We start from the raw sequence: 17,624 nt of genomic DNA, 5'->3' as shown, positions 1-17,624 counted from the left end.
CCTTTAAGCGAACCATCGGAACCCCTCAAAGGCATTCCATTGACAGTTCCTCGACTGGGATGGTGCGCAGCATCGGCTGCGGTCATGCGGCGTATATAAGGACGGGTTTTTAGGACTGCAAGGCGAGAAATCGCCCGTATCCGAGCAAAAAGAAGACTTTGCCGAGCAATACTGCGAATACGCTTCACTGACCCATGATCAAGTCGAAAAGCGTGGTCTGTCGGGCCTGGCCTCCGGGGCCCGCAATGCCGACGTCGCCGGGCGGAACGGGGCCGCCGCCGATCGCTCCGGGAGGCACCGGAGCAGACGAATCATAGGGGCCGCGATACTGGCGATAGTCGCGGACCGGGACGTCGCCAGGCGGTATCACCTCTCCCCGACGGCCGCGGTCGCCATAGATCTGCCGATTGTCGTAGATCTGTCTGTTGTCCCTGTTGTCGTATCCCTGGCTGTCGCCGTAGACCGGCCGCACGCGGGCAGGTTCCCGTTCGATCGAGGCAGAATCCTGGGCGGGAGGGCGCGGCGCCGGCGGGTAATCGGCGGGCGGTTCCGGAGCCTGGCGGGCGCCCGGCAGGATGCCGGAAATGATGTCGCCGATCGTCGTCGAGGGTGAATCCGGCTGGGCGGCAGGCGGCGGCAGATCGAGGCCGCGCCCGGTGCCGAACAGCGGCGTCGGCGTATAACCCTTCATCGCCGCCGTCATGTATTCCTTCCAGGCTTTTGCCGGAAGTCCGCCGCCGGTCACCTTTTTCATGAAGGCGCCGTCGTCGTTGCCGACCCAGATGCCGGTCGTCATGATGCTGGTATAACCGACGAACAGCGCATCGCGGAACGACTGGGTGGTGCCCGACTTGCCGGCTGCCTGCCAACCGTCGATCTTCGCGGCCTTGCCGGTACCCTCGTTGATGACGCGGTTCATCATGCCGTTCATCGTCGCCGCCACCGGCTCGCTGAGCACGCGCGGCGGGTTGGCGTAATCGGCCTCGTAAAGCACCTTGCCGTCCGGATCGGTGATGCGTTTGACGATATGCGGGGTCGCCTTGTAGCCGCCGTTCATGAACGACGCATAGGCCGAGGTCAGCTCGACCAGCGAGACTTCCGAGGTGCCGAGCGCGATCGAGGCATTCGCCTGGATATCGGAATCGATGCCGAGCCGGTGCGCGAGGCTTACCACCTTGTCCGGGCCGACCTGCATGACGAGCTGTGCGGCGACCGTATTCAGCGACTGCGCGAAGGCCGAGGCGAGCGTTACGGGACCGCGGTACTTTTCGTCGAAATTTTCCGGCGACCAGTTGCCGATCTTGACCGGCGCGTCGTTGACCATCGAGTCCGGCCGGGCGCCGGCTTCGAGTGCCGAGGCATAGACGAAGGGCTTGAAAGCCGAGCCCGGCTGGCGCTTGGCCTTGACCGCGCGGTTGAACTGGCTCGTTGCATAATCGCGGCCTCCGACCAGCGCCCGGATCGCACCGGTCGCATCGACCGAGACGAGGGCGGCCTGAGAGGCGTTGAGCTTGCTGCCTTCCTTCTTGAGAACATCGTTAAGCGACTTTTCGGCGGCAGCTTCTAGGCGCATGTCGAGCGTCGTTTCGACGGTCACGTCGACTTTCGGCTCGCCGATCAGGCTCTTCACCTCGTCGACAACCATGTCTGCGGCATAGTGCTGGGCGCCGGTCCAGTAGCTCTTCGCCTTGGCCGGTGGCTGCGACATGGCGGTCTTGAGGTCGCTGTCGGTGACATAACCTTCCTCGCGCATCGTGCCGAGCACGACCTGGGCGCGGGCCTCAGCCGCCTTCGGATCACGGGCGGGCGACAGGCGGGATGGGGCTTTCAGGAGGCCTGCAAGCGTCGCCGCCTCGCCGAGGTTCACGTCGCGGGCAGACTTGTTGAAATACCGCCGGGAAGCAGCCTCCACGCCATAGGCGTTCGAACCGAAGAACACCCGGTTCAGATACATGGCGAGAATCTGGTCCTTGGTGAACTTGTGTTCCAGCCAGAAGGACAGCAGCACTTCCTGGATCTTGCGCTCGAACGTGCGGTCCGGCGACAGGAACAGGTTCTTGGCAAGCTGCTGGGTGATGGTCGAGCCGCCCTGGATCGGCTGGCCGGTCAGGTTGTTGACCAAGGCGCGCGCCAGGCCGAGCGGATCGACGCCGAAATGCGAATAGAAACGGCGGTCCTCGATGGCGATCACCGCCTGCGGCAGGTAGGGCGACATTTCCTCGAGCGCCAGGGCTTCACCGCCGGTCGAGCCGCGATTGGCGACGACCGAGCCATCGACTGCGGTGATCTTCATGTTCGGCGGACGATCCGGGATCGACCAGGTGCTGGCGGCCGGCATTTTCGCGCCGTAATAAAGCACCAGCCCGCCGACGGCGATGCCGGCCCATATGCCGAGCACGAAACACCAGTATACGAGCCTGCGGAGCGGCGCGAAGAACCCGCCGCCCTGGCGACGGGGCGGAGCCTTCCTGTTGCGAGAGGAACGGGCACGTTCCGGGCGCTCGTCACGGTCTTCGTTTTCGGTTCTCGACGGGCGTTTGCCAGGCCGGCCGTTGCCCACGACCCGTTCGTCCGCGTCGAGGCGGAAATCGTCGCTCGGTCGCGAACCCTCGAAGGACGGTTCAACGCGTTTGTCTGATCTGCCTCTGGCTGCCATGGTGAGCCGGCATACCCCCGTTACGCGCCTGCCAAAACAGGCTGTTACTCGAATGTCTGATCGCCCAAGCTTTGGCTGGACTCTAAATGCGGCGATTTAAGGAGGCGTAAAGGAATGGTTTATCGGCTGTTACTTCTTGAACCGCTTGACTTCCATCTCTATTTATGAGAACAAATAGAGAACATTTGGAGGGTGCTGATGAGCAGAACCGAACAGGTGATCGAACGTGCAATGGCCGCGGTCGCGGCATCGAGGGCCCTGCGCGAGGCTGAAGCACAGCGGCGGCAAGAGACGTTTCAGAAGATACAGATCGCCAACCAGCGACGCCCGACCATTCCCAAAGGCATCCAGCTGCCGCTGGACCTTCATTGAGATGCCGCAACGCCCTGTTATGCCGGGCGTTGGCCTCCGTCATAAAAGCTGCCCGATACCGTATCCAACCTTAAAAAAATCCGATTCCTGATGGAACATGGAGACAAGATCCGCGTTACGACGGATTCGACCTTGGAGGAGGGGAGGATATGCAGAAAATCGTTGAGGCAGTCGTCCGGAACGGCGACCAGCGTGTCCCGGTTGGTCTGGTCACCGTCAAGCAGGCGCTTGAAATGCCTGAAAGGGGGGTGCTGGAATTCAGTCACCCCGCCTATGAGGCCGGAAAGACCGATATATTCGTCAACCGCGAAACCCTTTCAAAGCTGATGTAATCGCGGCAGGCGACGAAAAACAGGCAGTATGATGGCAGCTCGAAACGCGAATTCGTGATTTCGGGTTCATCGCGTTGCGGGCTAACTTGGCGACCGCAACCACAGCGAAGGAGAATGGCATGAAGACAGTTCTCGTAATCGCCGCCGTGATCGGCCTGTCGTCCACCGCAGCTCTTGCGGAATGCGCCGGCCACGTCACGGCTTCCGCCACGGTGGACAAGGACATCACCACGGCAAGCATTGCGGCTCCGAAAATGGACCCGCGCGAGGAAGCCGTCGTGCTGAAGCAGTCCGAAGGACAGGCTAAAGTCACCGAATAATCTTTCTGCCCGCGCCGGCTTCTCGTCGGCGCGGGCTCATTCGCCTTCAGATAAAGGGCCTGCCCTTCGAGATGGGAAGCTGGAGACGGAACCTCGCGTTCCGTTTGGGTGTTGTTCCCGAAAAGGAGACTCCCATGGCCAAAAAACCTCTCGCAGCCGGTTTTACCGGCGATGTCGCCGAAGAGACCGGCGTTGTCGCCCGCACGAAATCTGCTGTTCATCATGTCAAGGACGAGGCGGGCATGGTGGCCGCTCATGCCGTCGATCATCCGGCCGCTACCGGCTCGGCAATTGCCGTCATCGGCCTGCTGGGCCTAGCGATCGGCTATATGCTCGGCGTGTCGTCCGCTTCTCGCGACCGTCGCTGGTATCGCTGAAGGCGAGCGAGGTATTTCTTCGAAATACGGGCAGTTCCCGGAACCGTGGTCGGCTTCAGTCGTTGGTTTCCTGACATTAAAAGGAGACCATCATGCCCAATCGAGACCCCATAATGACCCCGAGCCCTCAGCCGCGCGGGCCGACACCGGCGGGCGGTATCCCCAACCGGACCCAGGAAAAACCGCCATTGACGCCTGCACAGGATCCTAGCGACACCAAGAACCCGCAGGATCCGACACTCGATCCCGCGCTTATGCCAACCGGCGATCCGGCGGGCATGGCATAAGCCGAGGTTGGAGCTTCATGCATCGTCTGTGGACACTTGTTGGACCCGTATAGGTAGTAACCCGTACGGGTCCACCCTTATATTGCACCCGTCTATTATTGTTATTGTCAATTTATTAGCCAAGGCTCAAAATCCTCGCTCCTGTGGCTTGTAGACCTTTTTGTCCTCGGGCGCCGACAAGGCCGGCGCAAGTCTGTCGCAATAGAAGGCCGCTGGTATTTTCTCCAGCCGCCATTGCTGAGCAGGGCGAGGGAAATGGTCCGCCGGTCGGGCGCCGTATGATCGGGAGGGTTATATGCCTACACAGATGGTTAGAAATCCTGTCAATCCCGACCAGCTCAGCTTGCTGCAGCAGGTCTTTGACCAGGCTTGCGCCGAACACCAGATCGACAAGGCGAGCCCTGATGCGGAGGCGCTCGCACTGATCCTGGTGAACTCCCTTCAAAAGGGCTCGGACGACAAGCAGAAGCTCTCGGCGCTGGCCGAGGCGCTGGCAAAAAGCCGATAGGTTCTGCTTTAAACGAGGAACCTATCAGTCCTTCGGCAGTTGAACGGTCTCTCGATCAACTCAAGGAGGCCGGTAATGGCAGAGCCAATCAGAAACCTGAATACACCCGCGAAGTCGGATACGCCCTCTTTCGACCACGAACCCAGCGAAAACGTCCGGACCGAGATTGCGACGCTTCGTTCCGAGATCGCCAATCTGCGCGAGATGCTCGCCGAAAAGACCGGCGCTGCCTATGACAAGGTCGCCGAGCGGGCCGGCAGTGCCGCGAGCTATGTCCAGCACGAGGCAAGCTCGGTCGCCGGTACCATCCGCGAACATCCCGCAGCCACCACGACGCTGTTCACCCTGATCGGCGCAATCGGTTTTGCGATCGGCTACGTGGTTGCGACCGCTTCGGCGGAAAACAAGCATGCCTGGTATGACCGCTATCTGAGCGGGCGCCTTTAAGCGGCATCGCCACCCGAAACCGGATCCTGACCGACATCGACCCAGGTCGCTGCGGTCAGGTCCGCCATACGGTCGGGACTGATGCGCACAGCGGCATTGATGGCGCCGGCCGCCGGCACGACTTCCGGGAATCTCCGAAGCGACACGTCGCAATAGATCGGGATCGGGGAGGGCAGTCCGAACGGGCACACGCCGCCGATGGGATGGCTGGTGATCTCGGCCGTCTCGCTACCGCCGAGCATGCGCGGCTTGGCGCCGAAATGATCCCGGAATTTGCGGTTGTCCAGTCGGCTGGTTCCCGAGATCACCACAAGCATGGTGATTTCGCCGGCGCGCAGGCAGATCGTCTTGGCGATCTGTTCGGGCGACACCCCGTGAGCGGCGGCGGCAAGCGGCACGGTGGCCGAGCTTTCCTCGGTAATGATGACGTGGACATCGGGCGCGTTGGCGGCGAAAAAGGCGCGGACGGATTCGAGACTCATGGCCGGAAATTGACGCAGGATACGGCGCGCCGCAAGTGGGCAATCAAGCCATGCGAGATTTGCAATGCTGCACTGCGATATCGTGACTGTTTTTTAAGCTCAGATCCTCTATGTTTAGATCATCGACGGGCGCACTCCTCCTCCCAGCGCCCCCGATGGGACCGACAACACCTCCTCCTCCCAGTTGTTGGTCAGTATCGGAAACCCGGCGCACCTCCTCCCGCGCCGGGTTTTCTGTTTTACGCGCCTTGAAATCGCTGGCTATTTCGCTTTCGAAAGCTAGCCGTAATTTTCCCGATCTTGACCTTTTTGACCGGAGCCATTATCTGGTTCGCCATCGATATTTGTTTGATAGCCAGCACTATGCGCCTCGCGGCGTTTGCGACGATCTCTCTTCAAATACGAAACTTCAACGTTCCAGGCGCTCGAGCGTGGAATAGTCGGTCATATTTGCAAGGGAAAGGCATCGTTATGGCTACCGGTACTGTAAAGTGGTTCAACGCAACCAAGGGCTACGGCTTCATTCAGCCTGACGACGGTTCGCAGGACGTTTTCGTTCACATCTCCGCCGTTGAGCGCGCTGGTCTCGGCCAGCTCAAGGACGGTCAGAAGATCTCCTACGAACTCGTCAGCGACAAGCGTTCTGGCAAGGTTTCCGCAGACCGCCTCCAGGGCGCATGATCTGCTGAAGACCTCGCTGTCGAACTCGCGAAAGGCCGGCTTGTCCGGCCTTTCTGCTTTTCTGGACCGAGTCGTTTCATTGTTTAGAGCGATTCTAAGTTTGGCCTCTTGTAAACGAAAACCGCAGCTCCCATCTAGGGTTCAATAGCGTTTCCGACGCACCGCATGCTCGGGGCTCCAAAAGCTTCAGCGAGCATGTGTGTTACGGCAAATACGGGCGACCGTGCCGTCTCAAGGCAGTTTTCATATCCGCGTTAACGGGATGTTTACTTAACCGAGGGACGATGACCGCTAGAGCCGCAGTGATCTGAAAAGGTCGAAGAGCGGCCGCGTCGGAAATGCTTGTCCCATTTCGAGTGACCACGGATGTACTGGCACCAGTGAATGGGAGTGGAAAGGTCGGGCTTGCCCGGCCTTTTTGTTTTTAAGGGCCTGGCGCGGAGACGCGTCAGGCCCTTCTCGGTTTCAGGCCTTCTGGGGTCAGTCCGCCAGCGCGGCGATGATGCGCGCCCACGAGCGGATACCCTTGTGGAAGGAGCGCAGGTCGTATTTTTCATTCGGCGAGTGGATGCGGTCGTCGCTGAGGCCGAAGCCCACCAGCAGCGATTCCATGCCGAGCGTCTTCTGGAAATCGCCGACGATCGGGATCGATCCTCCGACGCCGACGACCAGCGCCGGCTTCGGCCACTCTTCCGAAAGCGCCGTCTTCGCCTTGGTCAGCACCGGCGAATCGTAACCGAGCTGGATCGCCGGCGAGCCGCCATGCTTCAGGAACTCGACCGTGCAATCGGCCGGAATCTTCGAGCGCACATAGGCGCGGAAACTCTCGCGGATCTTTTCAGGATCCTGGCCTCCGACGAGACGGCAGGACACTTTGGCCGAGGCCTTCGACGCGATGACGGTCTTGAAGCCCTGACCCTCGTAACCGCCGCTGATACCGTTGAATTCGCAGGTCGGCCGCGCCCAGATGAGTTCGAGCAGCGAACGGCCCTTTTCGCCGGCCAGTTCCGACAGACCGACTTCGCCGAGAAAATCGTCGCGACCGGCGACCAGGCTTTCCCAGGCGGCCTTGATGTTGGACGGTGTCTCCTCCACGCCGTCGTAGAAGCCTTCGAGCGTCACGCGGCCGGTATCGTCATGCAGGCCTGCGAGGATCTTCGACAGGATCTGGATCGGGTTCGCGGCAGCGCCGCCATACATGCCGGAATGAAGGTCGCGGTTGGCGGCCGTGACGATGACTTCCTCGCCGACCAGGCCGCGCAGCGAAGCGGTGATCGCCGGCGTATCCGCATCCCACATGCCGGTATCGCAGACGAGTGCGTAATCGGCCTTCAGCTCGGCGGCATTCGCATCGAGAAACGGCTTCAGCGACGGCGAGCCGGATTCTTCCTCGCCCTCGAAGAGAATGGTGACACGCACCGGCAGCGAGCCGTGCACATCCTTGTAGGCCCGGCAGGCTTCGACGAAGGTCATCAGCTGGCCCTTGTCATCGGCAACGCCGCGGCCCGTCACCACCTTGCGGCCGGCACCGAGATCCTTGACCTTGGGGTCGAAGGGATCGTCCTCCCAGAGCTCGATCGGATCGACCGGCTGGACGTCGTAGTGACCGTAGAAGAGCACATGCGGCGCGTCGGCGCTGGCGCCCGGGTGATGACCGACGACCATCGGGTGGCCGGTCGTATCACGAACCGACGCCTCGAAACCGAGATCCTTCAGTTCCGAAACCAGCCATTCGGCCGCCTTGCGGCAATCCGGCTTGAAGGCGGGATCGGTGGATATCGACTTGATGCGGACGAGGCCGAACAGGCGCTCCAGGCTTGCGGGAAGATTCTGGTCGGCGCGGTCGAGGACGGAGGAAAGATCGGTCATGGGAATCCTGTCTTTGAAATGCGAGACCCTTGAGCCCAGGAGGCGGGAAGCGGCCCATCGTTTCGGATGTCCGACCTTGTTAGCAAGTCAGGGGCCGCGGAGACAATGGCAAAGACGCGAAGCCGCTGGCTTCAAATCTTGCGGGCGTTCTCGACGATCATGCGCATGTACTCGATCATCAACTCGCGCTCGAAGCGACGAAAGCCTGAGAACAGGGCGGCATCCGCCTCGGAGGCAGCTTCCACGGCCTGGACTTCCAGTTCGCGGCCGAGCGGGGTCAGCGTGATGATCTGAGCACGACGGTCGTTCGGATGGGGGGTGCGCTGGATCAGCCCGTCGCGCTCCATGCGGGCGAGCGTGTTGGCGAGCGTCGCCTGTTCGACTTCCAGCTTGTCGAGGAGCTGCTTCTGCGTGAGGCCGTCTTCCTGCCAGAGTTCGAGCAGGACGGGAAACTGACCGGGAGAAAAGCCAAGCACCATGGCCCGCTTCTGCAAGGAGCGCGCAAAGCCTTTGGCGAGTTGGCCCGCCAGGTATGTCGCCGAATGCGAGCGGTCGAATCCCATGGCTGGTCTTCATCCCTCCCTGAACGAGCCCGTTTGCGAGCAATATCTGCCAGATATATCGCACGCCATGCTTTCGCCAAGCCTGTGCGAATATGGGGGAAATGACAAGTCTTTCCTGCGAAAGGGCAATAAAAAACCGCCACGGCAGGGAGGGGACAGCCGTGGCGGTTCTGATGGAAGGACAAAGGCCCGGAGAGGGGGATAGGCCTTTGTCCGGTCTGGTTCGGCGGGGGACAGGCCGGCTGCCAGACTGCGGCGTGATCAATCGCCGGTGATTAGAAAATGTGGGGCCGAACCGGGGTTTTCAAGAGAAAGGCATATTACAAATCGGTAACGTTCCGGTGAGGGGTCGGAGGCCTCGCGGCGCTCAAGTTTTCGTGGACGGATCAAATGCCCCACGCTATTCCTTGCGCCATGAAAAAAGGCGATCATCTTTTCCTTATCGACGGTTCCGGCTTCATTTTCCGCGCCTTCCATGCGCTGCCGCCGCTCACCCGCAAATCCGACGGCCTGCCGGTCGGCGCCGTCTCCGGCTTCTGCAACATGCTGTGGAAGCTGCTGACCGATGCGCGCGACACCTCGGTCGGCGTGACGCCCAGCCATTTCGCCGTCATCTTCGACTATTCCGCGAAAACCTTCCGCAAGGACCTATACGACGCCTACAAGGCCAACCGTTCGGCGCCGCCGGAAGAGCTGATCCCGCAGTTCGGCCTGATCCGCCAGGCGACCCGCGCCTTCAACCTGCCCTGCATCGAGACCGAAGGTTTCGAGGCTGACGACATCATCGCGACCTATGCCCGCCAGGCGGAAGCGACCGGCGCCGATGTGACCATCGTCTCGTCCGACAAGGACCTGATGCAGCTCGTGACGCCGAACGTCCATATGTATGACAGCATGAAGGACAAGCAGATCGGCATTCCGGACGTCATCGAGAAATGGGGCGTGCCGCCGGAAAAGATGATCGACCTGCAGGCGATGGTCGGCGATTCGGTCGACAACGTACCGGGCATTCCGGGCATCGGCCCGAAGACGGCGGCCCAGCTTCTCGAAGAGTTCGGCGATCTCGACACGCTGCTTGCCCGCGCCGGCGAAATCAAGCAGGTGAAGCGCCGCGAGAACATCGTCGCCAATGCGGATCTGGCCCGCCTCTCGCGCCGGCTGGTGTCGCTGCGGCTCGATGTGCCGCTTGATCTGGATCTCGATGCGCTGGTGCTGGAGCCGCAGGACGGGCCGAAACTGGTCGCCTTCCTGAAGACCATGGAATTCGGCACGCTGACGCGCCGTGTCGCCGCCGCCTGCAACTGCGATGCCGATGCCATCGAACCCGCCGTCGTGAATGTCGAATGGGGTCAGGCCGCCCGAGGCCCGGATCTCGATGCCGGCGGGTCGCCCGCGGTCGATACCGGCGAGGCGGCGGCCGAAGCGCCCGCCAATCCGGCCAAGGCGCCGGTCGCCAAGGGCACCAGTGAAGCCACGCCTTCGGAATTTGCCAAGACCCGCATAGACGCCTTTGCCAATGCGAAGCTCGATCCGAACTGCTACGTGACCATCCGCGACCTCACAGTGCTGGACGACTGGATCAAGGCCGCGCGGGAAACCGGCCTCGTCGCCTTCGATACGGAAACCACCTCGCTCGATCCGATGCAGGCGGAATTGGTCGGCTTTTCGCTGGCGCTTGCGGACAATATTGCCAGCCCGTCCGGCCTTGAAGTCCGCGCGGCCTATGTGCCGCTCATCCACAAGACCGGCGTCGGCGACCTGCTCGGCGGCGGGATGGCGGAAAACCAGATCCCGACCAGGGATGCGCTCGCCCGCCTGAAGCCGCTGCTTGAGGACCCGTCGGTCCTGAAAGTGGCGCAGAACATGAAGTTCGATTACCTGCTGATGAGGCGTCACGGCATCACCGTCGAGGGTTACGACGACACGATGCTGATGTCCTATGTGCTGGAGGCCGGCAAGGCGAGCCACGGCATGGACGCACTGTCGGAGCGCTGGCTGAACCACAAGCCGATTACCTTCAAGGAAGTCGCCGGCAGCGGAAAGGCCGGCGTCACCTTCGATTTCGTCGATATCGACAAGGCGACCGCCTATGCGGCGGAAGACGCCGATGTGACGTTGCGCCTGTGGATGGTGCTAAAACCGCAGCTGGCGGCCGCGGGGCTGACGCGCATCTATGAGCGGCTGGAGCGGCCGCTGGTCTCCGTGCTCGCCCGCATGGAAGAGCGCGGCATCACCATCGACCGGCAGATCCTGTCGAGGCTTTCCGGCGAGCTTGCCCAGCGGGCCGCCGCCTTAGAAGACGAGATCTACGAACTGGCGGGCGAAAAATTCACCATCGGTTCGCCGAAGCAGCTCGGCGACATCCTGTTCGGCAAGATGGGCCTGCCGGGCGGCGCCAAGACCAAGACCGGCCAGTGGTCGACCTCGGCCAGCGTGTTGGAAGATCTGGCCGCCGAGGGTCATCCCCTGCCGCGCAAGATCGTCGACTGGCGCCAGCTCACCAAGCTGAAATCCACCTATACGGATGCGCTGCCGGGTTACGTCCATCCCGAGACGAAGCGGGTCCATACCTCCTATGCGCTGGCCTCGACGACGACCGGCCGCCTGTCTTCCTCCGAGCCGAACCTGCAGAACATTCCGGTGCGCACGGCGGAAGGCCGCAAGATCCGCACCGCCTTCATCACGACGCCCGGCCACAAGCTGGTTTCCGCCGACTACAGCCAGATCGAGCTGCGCGTGCTGGCCCATGTGGCCGACATTCCGCAGCTGCGCCAGGCCTTTGCGGATGGGATCGACATCCACGCGATGACCGCTTCGGAAATGTTCGGCGTGCCGGTGGAAGGCATGCCGAGCGAAGTACGCCGCCGCGCCAAGGCGATCAACTTCGGCATCATCTACGGCATTTCCGCCTTCGGGCTCGCCAACCAGCTGTCGATCGAACGTTCGGAAGCGGGCGATTACATCAAGAAGTATTTCGAGCGCTTCCCGGGCATTCGCGACTACATGGAAAGCACCAAGACCTTCGCCCGCGAGAACGGTTACGTCGAGACGATCTTCGGCCGCAGGGCACATTATCCGGAGATCAAGTCCTCCAACCCTTCGGTGCGCGCCTTCAACGAACGTGCGTCGATCAACGCGCCGATCCAGGGTTCGGCAGCCGACATCATCCGCCGAGCGATGGCGAAGATGGAACCGGCGCTGGAAACGGCGGGGCTGAACGGAAGAGCCCGCATGCTGCTGCAGGTGCATGACGAACTGATCTTCGAGGTTGAGGATGAAGAGATCGACAGGACCTTGCCGGTGATCATCTCGACCATGGAACAGGCGGCCATGCCGGCGATCTCGATGCGGGTGCCGCTGAAGGTCGATGCCCGCGCCGCCAGCAATTGGGACGAAGCGCATTGAGCTTGGGCTCAGTGTCCCTTCGGATAGAGAGATAGAAGAGCGGTCGAAAGCAGCTCGTCCGCATAGGTGCAGGCGGTGAGCCGGGTATCTTCCGGCATGTTCATCTCGTGACAGCGTTGGTGCACCGCTTCGAGAACGAGGTTGCTGATCCCGCGGGCGTGCTCGATGTCTGCGTTCTCGGACGTGTCCATGGCAAGCGCCAATGCCGTCATCGACACGATTTCCAGAACGACGACGCGCGCTTCCAGATCGACGGCGGTTGCCCCATCGGGATGTTGCCCTTCGCGCGGCTTGCTCTGGCTCATGATTTTTCCTTTCCTAATATAGGAAAGGCACATAGAGCCGGCTCAGGGACTTTAAAGGACGATCGAACGTTTTTCGCTAACCAATCCGGTGGCTCGCAAAGCAACCTTTGAGCGCCTCGACCAAGGCCCTGCCGGCGTCTTCGAGCGATCCGCTATTGTCGATCGTCACGACAGGGTAGTCGCCGGTCACGGCAAGCGAACTGCGTTCGAGACGCCGAAGTATCTCCTCGCGGGTTTCCCGTCCGCGCGCTTCGAGCCGGGCCGCGAGCACGTCGAGGCTGGCGGTGATGTTGATGACCACCAGCGACGGGTAAACATCCTTGAACCGGGCAAGTGCGGAACGTGAGCCGTTGGCGATGACCAGCCGGCCTTGAGCCACGGCCTCCTTCGTCTCGACAGGGATGCCGTATCGCAGGCCATGAGCACCCCAGGAGACGGCAAAACGGCCGGCCTGTTCCAGAGCCTCGAATTCCGCTTCGGAAACGCCATCATGGTCTTCACCGCCGGCGGCAGCGTTGCGGGTAATGACGCGTCGTACGAAGACGACATCATCGCGACCTTCGAGGAACCGGGCGGCATAGGCCATCAGCGTGTCCTTGCCAGCCCCGCTCGGGCCGACGACCGCGACCATGCAGCCGCCGGGTCCAGGTCCCGTTGTTGTCGGCTTGGCGTCCATCAGGCGACCCGCCGGCCTTCCCGCCAGACGGCGCGGGAGACGGGAACCCCCTCTTCGTGGTGGACGCGGACGATATCGGCGCGCAGACCAGTCGCGATCCGGCCCCGGTCGTCGAGGCTGACGGTGCGGGCAGGGGTGGATGTCACCATGGCGAGCGCCTTGGGCAGGGAGATGCTTTCAACTTCCGAGGCAAGCACGAAGGGCGCATGCAGCAGGCTGAGCGGCACGTAGTCGGAGGAGAGCACGTCGAGCACGCCGCGCTCGGCAAGGTCGCGAGCGGCGATATTGCCGGAATGCGACTTGCCGCGAACGATGTTCGGCGCCCCCATCAGCACGCTCATGCCTGCTTGGTGCGAAGCCTTTGCCGCGTCGAAGCTGGTCGGGAATTCCGCAAGCCGGACGCCATTGTCGATCGCCTCGTCCACATGCGAGAGGGTCGCGTCGTCATGACTTGCGACGGTGATGCCACGCTCGGCGCAGACCTTGGAGATCGCCGCGCGGTGCGGTGTCGCGTTGCGTGCGGATTCTTCCTGGCGTTTGGCCACGAAGGCGGCGAATGCCTCGTCGCTGAGGCCGCGCTTCTTCTGGTAGTAGAGCGTGTATTGATCCATCGTCTGGAACTGCCGCTGCCCTGGCGCATGATCCATCAGCGAGACGAGCCGCACATGCGGATCGTTCTCGAAGTCGACGAAATGCTCCATGCAATTGTCGGCGGAGACTTCGCAGCGCAGATGCAGGAAATGTTCGGAGCGCAGGCGGCCGTAGGCGCCGGCGGCGGCAATCGCATCCGCCATGGCGCGCATCTCGCCATGGGCAAAGCCGCCGTCCTCGTCGGCGCCCATGCGCAGGCAGTCGAAGACCGTGGTGATGCCGGAGGTGGCAATCTGTGCGTCATGAGCCTGGATCGCCGCAGTGGTGTTCCAGCGCACGCCCGGGCGCGGCGAGTAATGCTGTTCCAGATGGTCGGTATGAAGTTCGACGAGGCCCGGGATCAGGTAGTCACCCTCGAAATCCTCGCCGCTATGGACATTGCCTTCCGAGATATCGGTGATCCTGCCGTTCCGGATCTGGACGGAACCGGAGATCACGCTGTCCTCGAGCACGATGCGGGCATTGGTGAGCACGAGTTCGGCGGTCATGATGCGGTCTTTCTGTTTTCGAAGGCGGGCGCCAGCGGAAGCCAGCGATGGGCGATGAAGGGTGCGCCGCGCTCCGGCTCCACGAAGATGGCGAGCCCATCGACAGCCAGCGGCGCGTTTGCGAAATCGGCGAAGCGGCGGTCGAGTTCGCGGCGCATGATGGGCGCCTGCTCGGGCGGGACTTGGCCCGTCAGCGTCATGTGGAAGCGGAACTCGTCCATGACATAGGGATAACCCCAGCGGTCGAGATTGGCGCGCTGGGCGGAACTCAGCATATCAGGGTTGCGCCGTGCGATATAGGCCTCCGTCAGCGGCGCGCGAAAATGTTCGAACTCTTCGACGACGCGTCCGGCGTAGTGCTGGAGCTCGGGGTAAATGGTATCGGGAACCAGCGCGAAGAACCGCCCCAACTGGCCGACGATGATGTTCGGGATGTCGAACGCCGTGGTCTCTGCGGCAAAGCGCTCGACGGCCCTGAGCAACTCGGCTTCCGTCCGGTCCGGATGCAGTTCGAAGGGTGCCTTGAGCGTCGCGTGAAAAGCGTAGCGGCGCGGATCGGCGGTCAGTTCATGCACGGCTTCGCGGGGCAGGCCTTCGACATCTGGCGTCGGAAACGTTTCGGCGGTGAAGGCGTCGCGGCCGAGCCAACGCGCTGCCGCTTTCGTCAGCGGATGGTTTTCAGCGGGCGAAAAATAGAGAGCGTAGCGCAAAGCGGGATTCCGGAATCAGGAGAAGGCCGGCCGACCTTACCTGTCTGCCGGCCCGCGAAACAGGACCTTCGGCTAAAAGATTTCCATGACAGAATGATGATAATCAGGCCTTTCAGTGGCCCTTTTTACCCATGACGCGCGAACGCAGCGTGTTCGAGAGGTTGTCGAAGACGAAGACCACCAGAAGGATCAGCAGGACCATGTAGGCTACCTTGTCCCAGTCGGCATTGGTCTTCATGGATTCGAGCAGCTTGAGGCCGATACCGCCCGCGCCGACGGCGCCGATCGCGGTTGCCGAACGGGTGTTGGACTCCCAGAAATACAGCGATTGCGAGATGAAGATCGGCAGGACCTGCGGCACGACGCCGTAACGCTGCACGATGACCGGTGCCGCACCCACCGATTTGACGCCCTCGCGCTGCTTGTCGTCGACATTCTCCAGCGCCTCCGAATAGACCTTGCCGAGCGCGCCGGTGTCCGTGAAGAAGATGGCGGCGATGCCCGGCAGCGGCCCCGGCCCGAAGGCGCGGGTAAAGAACAGCGCCCAGATCAGCATGTCGATGGAGCGCAGGAAGTCGAAAAAGCGCTTCATGCCCCAGTTGAGCGGCCGGCTCGTCGTGATGTTGCGTGCCGCGACGAAGGCGAGCGGGAAGGCGATGATGGTGGCAAACAGCGTGCCGACAAAGGCCATGACCAGCGTCTGCATCAGCTTGGAGAGAATATCGCCATGCTGCCAGCTGCTATTGTTCAGAAAATTGTCGAGCGCCAGCGAGGCATTGGGCTGGGCCGGGTCGATCCGCTCGCCGAAGAGCATCAGCCCGGCGACGCTGGTGACGCTGCGGCCCCAGAAGGGCGATTGCGTGTCGAAGAAGAAATTTGCCCAGCCGAGGAAACGCCGCTGCACATAGACCTGGCTGTTGCGGATTTCCGCCTGGCCGGCAAAGCCGAAATGGACATTGACCTTGTTGCCGTCCTGTATCATCCGCGCCGGCGCACCGGCTGGCAGGATAGCCCGGTCTCCTTTGATCGCTACGGGATAGAGTTTGCCGTCGATATAGACGTCGACTTGGCTCGGGGTTACGTCGAGCCGGTCGTCGCTACCGAAGATAACCGTGTAGCCGCCATTGGAGGTCGGCTTCAGCCAGTCGATCGCTGCGCCGTCCGGATATTGCCCGCGGCTCGTCCATTGCGGGACGACCTGACCGTTCTGGAAGCGCAGGCGCGGCTGCGCGCGCCATGAATACCAGTCCTGGAGGTAGATCGCCGCGCGATCCCAGTTGCCGTTGACGAAGGTCGGGATGACGTTGAAGAAGGAGAAGCAGAACGCGAGGTAGACGAAGACTGCGACGGCCGCGATCGCCAGGCCCCAGCGCTGCAGGAAGCCGCGGTGAAAGACTTCCGGATAGGTGCTAAGCAGGCGTTCGCGATCGGCGGCATTGACGGCGAGATTGGACATCAGGCAGCTCCCCGGCCGAATTCGAACGATTGCTTGCCGATCAGCCGGCGGCGCAGCCAGGCCGAGAACTGGTCGACGCAGATGACCGTAATCAGAAGAAGAATGATGATTGCGTAGGTCTTGGCGGCGTGGTCGCGTCCGATCGACAGGCTGAACACTTCCCCGATGCCGCCGCCGCCAACGGCGCCGATAATGGTCGAGGCGCGCACATTGATCTCGGTCCGCAGCAGTGTGTAGGAGACGAAATTCGGCAGGACCTGCGGCAGGATCGCGAAGCGGACGCGCTCCAGCCAGCTGGCGCCCGAAGCGCGCAGGCCCTCGTCCGGCTTCATGTCGGCATTCTCGACCACTTCGAAGAACAGCTTTCCGAGCGCGCCGATGGTATGGACCGACACTGCGATGATCGCCGCGATCGGACCGATCGACAGGATCGCGGCCAAAAGGCCTGCGACGACGATTTCCGGAAAGGCGCGCAGGATTTCCATGATGCGTCTCACCACCCAGCGCGTGAGACCGGCGCCGACGAGATTGGTGGAGGCGAAGAAGCAGAGAAGGAAGGCGCCCGTGGCCCCGAGGATGGTCGAAACGATGGCGATGTTGATGGTGATCGCCAGCTGGTAGAAGAAGTTCGGAATATAGAAACTGTCGGTGATCCAGATACGGTCGCTCGTATAGTCGAACTTGATCGATCCGTCCGCATAGGGCGACGGCAGGTCGAACATGGCGCGGAAGATCTCCAGCGGGCTGTTCGGCACGAAGCTCTTGATGAAATCGAAGAAATACGGAAGGCGTTCGAAGAACTTGCCGGAATTGGCTTCGTTGGCGAAATCCAGCGACGCGCCGAGAACGATCAGGAAAACGACGATCGAGACGACGGTATAGATCCGCCGCGTCCGCACCTGGCTCTGGTAATGGTCGAGGATGGTGCGGGAGCTTTCCTGCAGCCCGCTGAACTGGGCGGGTTCGGCCGCGTGCGCCATTCTAGGGATCCTTGTTGAACGAGCGGCGGCATCGTCATGATGCCGCCGCAGGGTATTGA

19 protein-coding genes are annotated in these 17,624 nt (G+C 61.9%); 9 read left to right on the top strand and 10 right to left on the bottom strand.

From position 1 onward, the window contains the following. Nucleotides 1–184: 184 nt before the first annotated feature. The gene (locus ACZ9EJ_RS17575) at nt 185–2,656 is read right to left on the bottom strand and encodes a transglycosylase domain-containing protein (protein ID WP_046639633.1); all 2,472 of its coding nucleotides are present in this window, start codon (nt 2,654–2,656) and stop codon (nt 185–187) included. 198 nt (nt 2,657–2,854) lie between these two features. Between ACZ9EJ_RS17575 and ACZ9EJ_RS17570 the strand changes: the two genes are divergently transcribed. The 7 genes from ACZ9EJ_RS17570 (at nt 2,855) to ACZ9EJ_RS17540 (ending at nt 5,299) form a co-directional block, all read left to right on the top strand. Further along, nucleotides 2,855–3,028: a hypothetical protein gene (locus ACZ9EJ_RS17570; protein ID WP_255736467.1), complete on the top strand. Its 174-nt coding sequence runs from the start codon at nt 2,855–2,857 to the stop codon at nt 3,026–3,028. Between the two features lie 149 nt (nt 3,029–3,177). Then, nucleotides 3,178–3,360 carry a hypothetical protein gene (locus tag ACZ9EJ_RS17565; RefSeq protein ID WP_037079960.1) on the top strand — a complete coding sequence of 61 codons (183 nt, stop codon included), beginning with the start codon at nt 3,178–3,180 and terminating at the stop codon, nt 3,358–3,360. A 119-nt stretch (nt 3,361–3,479) separates the two neighbouring features. Beyond that, nucleotides 3,480–3,680, top strand: a complete 201-nt coding sequence (locus ACZ9EJ_RS17560) for a hypothetical protein (RefSeq protein WP_046639634.1) — start codon at nt 3,480–3,482, stop codon at nt 3,678–3,680. 134 nt (nt 3,681–3,814) lie between these two features. After that, a complete protein-coding gene (locus ACZ9EJ_RS17555) occupies nt 3,815–4,057 on the top strand; it encodes a hypothetical protein (protein ID WP_046634097.1) in 243 nt (80 codons plus the stop codon). Nucleotides 4,058–4,149: 92 nt separating this feature from the next. After that, entirely contained in the window at nt 4,150–4,344 is a 195-nt protein-coding gene (locus tag ACZ9EJ_RS17550; protein ID WP_046639635.1) for a hypothetical protein, read from the top strand. A gap of 295 nt (nt 4,345–4,639) precedes the next feature. Continuing rightward, nucleotides 4,640–4,852 carry a hypothetical protein gene (locus ACZ9EJ_RS17545; protein WP_172716915.1) on the top strand — a complete coding sequence of 71 codons (213 nt, stop codon included), beginning with the start codon at nt 4,640–4,642 and terminating at the stop codon, nt 4,850–4,852. A 75-nt stretch (nt 4,853–4,927) separates the two neighbouring features. Further along, nucleotides 4,928–5,299, top strand: a complete 372-nt coding sequence (locus ACZ9EJ_RS17540) for a hypothetical protein (protein WP_046634095.1) — start codon at nt 4,928–4,930, stop codon at nt 5,297–5,299. Here the strand turns inward: ACZ9EJ_RS17540 and ACZ9EJ_RS17535 are convergent. Beyond that, nucleotides 5,296–5,781, bottom strand: a complete 486-nt coding sequence (locus ACZ9EJ_RS17535; protein WP_046639636.1) for a YbaK/EbsC family protein — start codon at nt 5,779–5,781, stop codon at nt 5,296–5,298. The genes ACZ9EJ_RS17540 and ACZ9EJ_RS17535 overlap by 4 nt on opposite strands. Before the next feature lie 471 nt (nt 5,782–6,252). Between ACZ9EJ_RS17535 and ACZ9EJ_RS17530 the strand changes: the two genes are divergently transcribed. After that, nucleotides 6,253–6,462 carry a cold-shock protein gene (locus ACZ9EJ_RS17530; RefSeq protein ID WP_007754264.1) on the top strand — a complete coding sequence of 70 codons (210 nt, stop codon included), beginning with the start codon at nt 6,253–6,255 and terminating at the stop codon, nt 6,460–6,462. 480 nt (nt 6,463–6,942) lie between these two features. Here the strand turns inward: ACZ9EJ_RS17530 and ACZ9EJ_RS17525 are convergent, their stop codons facing one another. Both ACZ9EJ_RS17525 and ACZ9EJ_RS17520 read right to left on the bottom strand, forming a co-directional pair. Continuing rightward, the gene (locus ACZ9EJ_RS17525) at nt 6,943–8,331 is read right to left on the bottom strand and encodes a M20/M25/M40 family metallo-hydrolase (protein ID WP_046639637.1); all 1,389 of its coding nucleotides are present in this window, start codon (nt 8,329–8,331) and stop codon (nt 6,943–6,945) included. 131 nt (nt 8,332–8,462) lie between these two features. Further along, a complete protein-coding gene (locus tag ACZ9EJ_RS17520) occupies nt 8,463–8,894 on the bottom strand; it encodes a MarR family winged helix-turn-helix transcriptional regulator (protein ID WP_037079940.1) in 432 nt (143 codons plus the stop codon). A 414-nt stretch (nt 8,895–9,308) separates the two neighbouring features. Between ACZ9EJ_RS17520 and polA the strand changes: the two genes are divergently transcribed. Beyond that, nucleotides 9,309–12,299 (top strand): DNA polymerase I, encoded by a 2,991-nt coding sequence (polA, locus tag ACZ9EJ_RS17515; RefSeq protein ID WP_046639638.1) that lies wholly within the window; start codon nt 9,309–9,311, stop codon nt 12,297–12,299. 8 nt (nt 12,300–12,307) lie between these two features. Here the strand turns inward: polA and ACZ9EJ_RS17510 are convergent, their stop codons facing one another. The 6 genes from ACZ9EJ_RS17510 to phnE (ACZ9EJ_RS17485) all read right to left on the bottom strand — a co-directional run bounded on the left by ACZ9EJ_RS17510 (nt 12,308) and on the right by phnE (ACZ9EJ_RS17485) (nt 17,565). Further along, entirely contained in the window at nt 12,308–12,604 is a 297-nt protein-coding gene (locus ACZ9EJ_RS17510; RefSeq protein WP_046634086.1) for a hypothetical protein, read from the bottom strand. Nucleotides 12,605–12,680: 76 nt separating this feature from the next. Beyond that, entirely contained in the window at nt 12,681–13,280 is a 600-nt protein-coding gene (gene phnN / locus ACZ9EJ_RS17505) for a phosphonate metabolism protein/1,5-bisphosphokinase (PRPP-forming) PhnN (RefSeq protein WP_046639639.1), read from the bottom strand. Then, nucleotides 13,280–14,419, bottom strand: a complete 1,140-nt coding sequence (locus ACZ9EJ_RS17500; protein WP_046639640.1) for an alpha-D-ribose 1-methylphosphonate 5-triphosphate diphosphatase — start codon at nt 14,417–14,419, stop codon at nt 13,280–13,282. Before ACZ9EJ_RS17500 ends, phnN begins: the two co-directional genes overlap by 1 nt. After that, a complete protein-coding gene (locus tag ACZ9EJ_RS17495) occupies nt 14,416–15,129 on the bottom strand; it encodes a DUF1045 domain-containing protein (protein ID WP_046639641.1) in 714 nt (237 codons plus the stop codon). The genes ACZ9EJ_RS17500 and ACZ9EJ_RS17495 overlap by 4 nt, the downstream gene beginning before the upstream one ends. 112 nt (nt 15,130–15,241) lie before the next feature. Then, nucleotides 15,242–16,585, bottom strand: coding sequence for a phosphonate ABC transporter, permease protein PhnE (gene phnE, locus ACZ9EJ_RS17490; RefSeq protein ID WP_251090386.1), 1,344 nt, complete (start codon nt 16,583–16,585; stop codon nt 15,242–15,244). Then, a complete protein-coding gene (gene phnE / locus ACZ9EJ_RS17485; RefSeq protein ID WP_046639643.1) occupies nt 16,585–17,565 on the bottom strand; it encodes a phosphonate ABC transporter, permease protein PhnE in 981 nt (326 codons plus the stop codon). Before phnE (ACZ9EJ_RS17485) ends, phnE (ACZ9EJ_RS17490) begins: the two co-directional genes overlap by 1 nt. Nucleotides 17,566–17,624 lie beyond the last annotated feature (59 nt).

The organism is Neorhizobium sp. USDA 3394, assembly GCF_056280385.1.
This window is presented reverse-complemented; position numbering and strand designations above follow the sequence as displayed.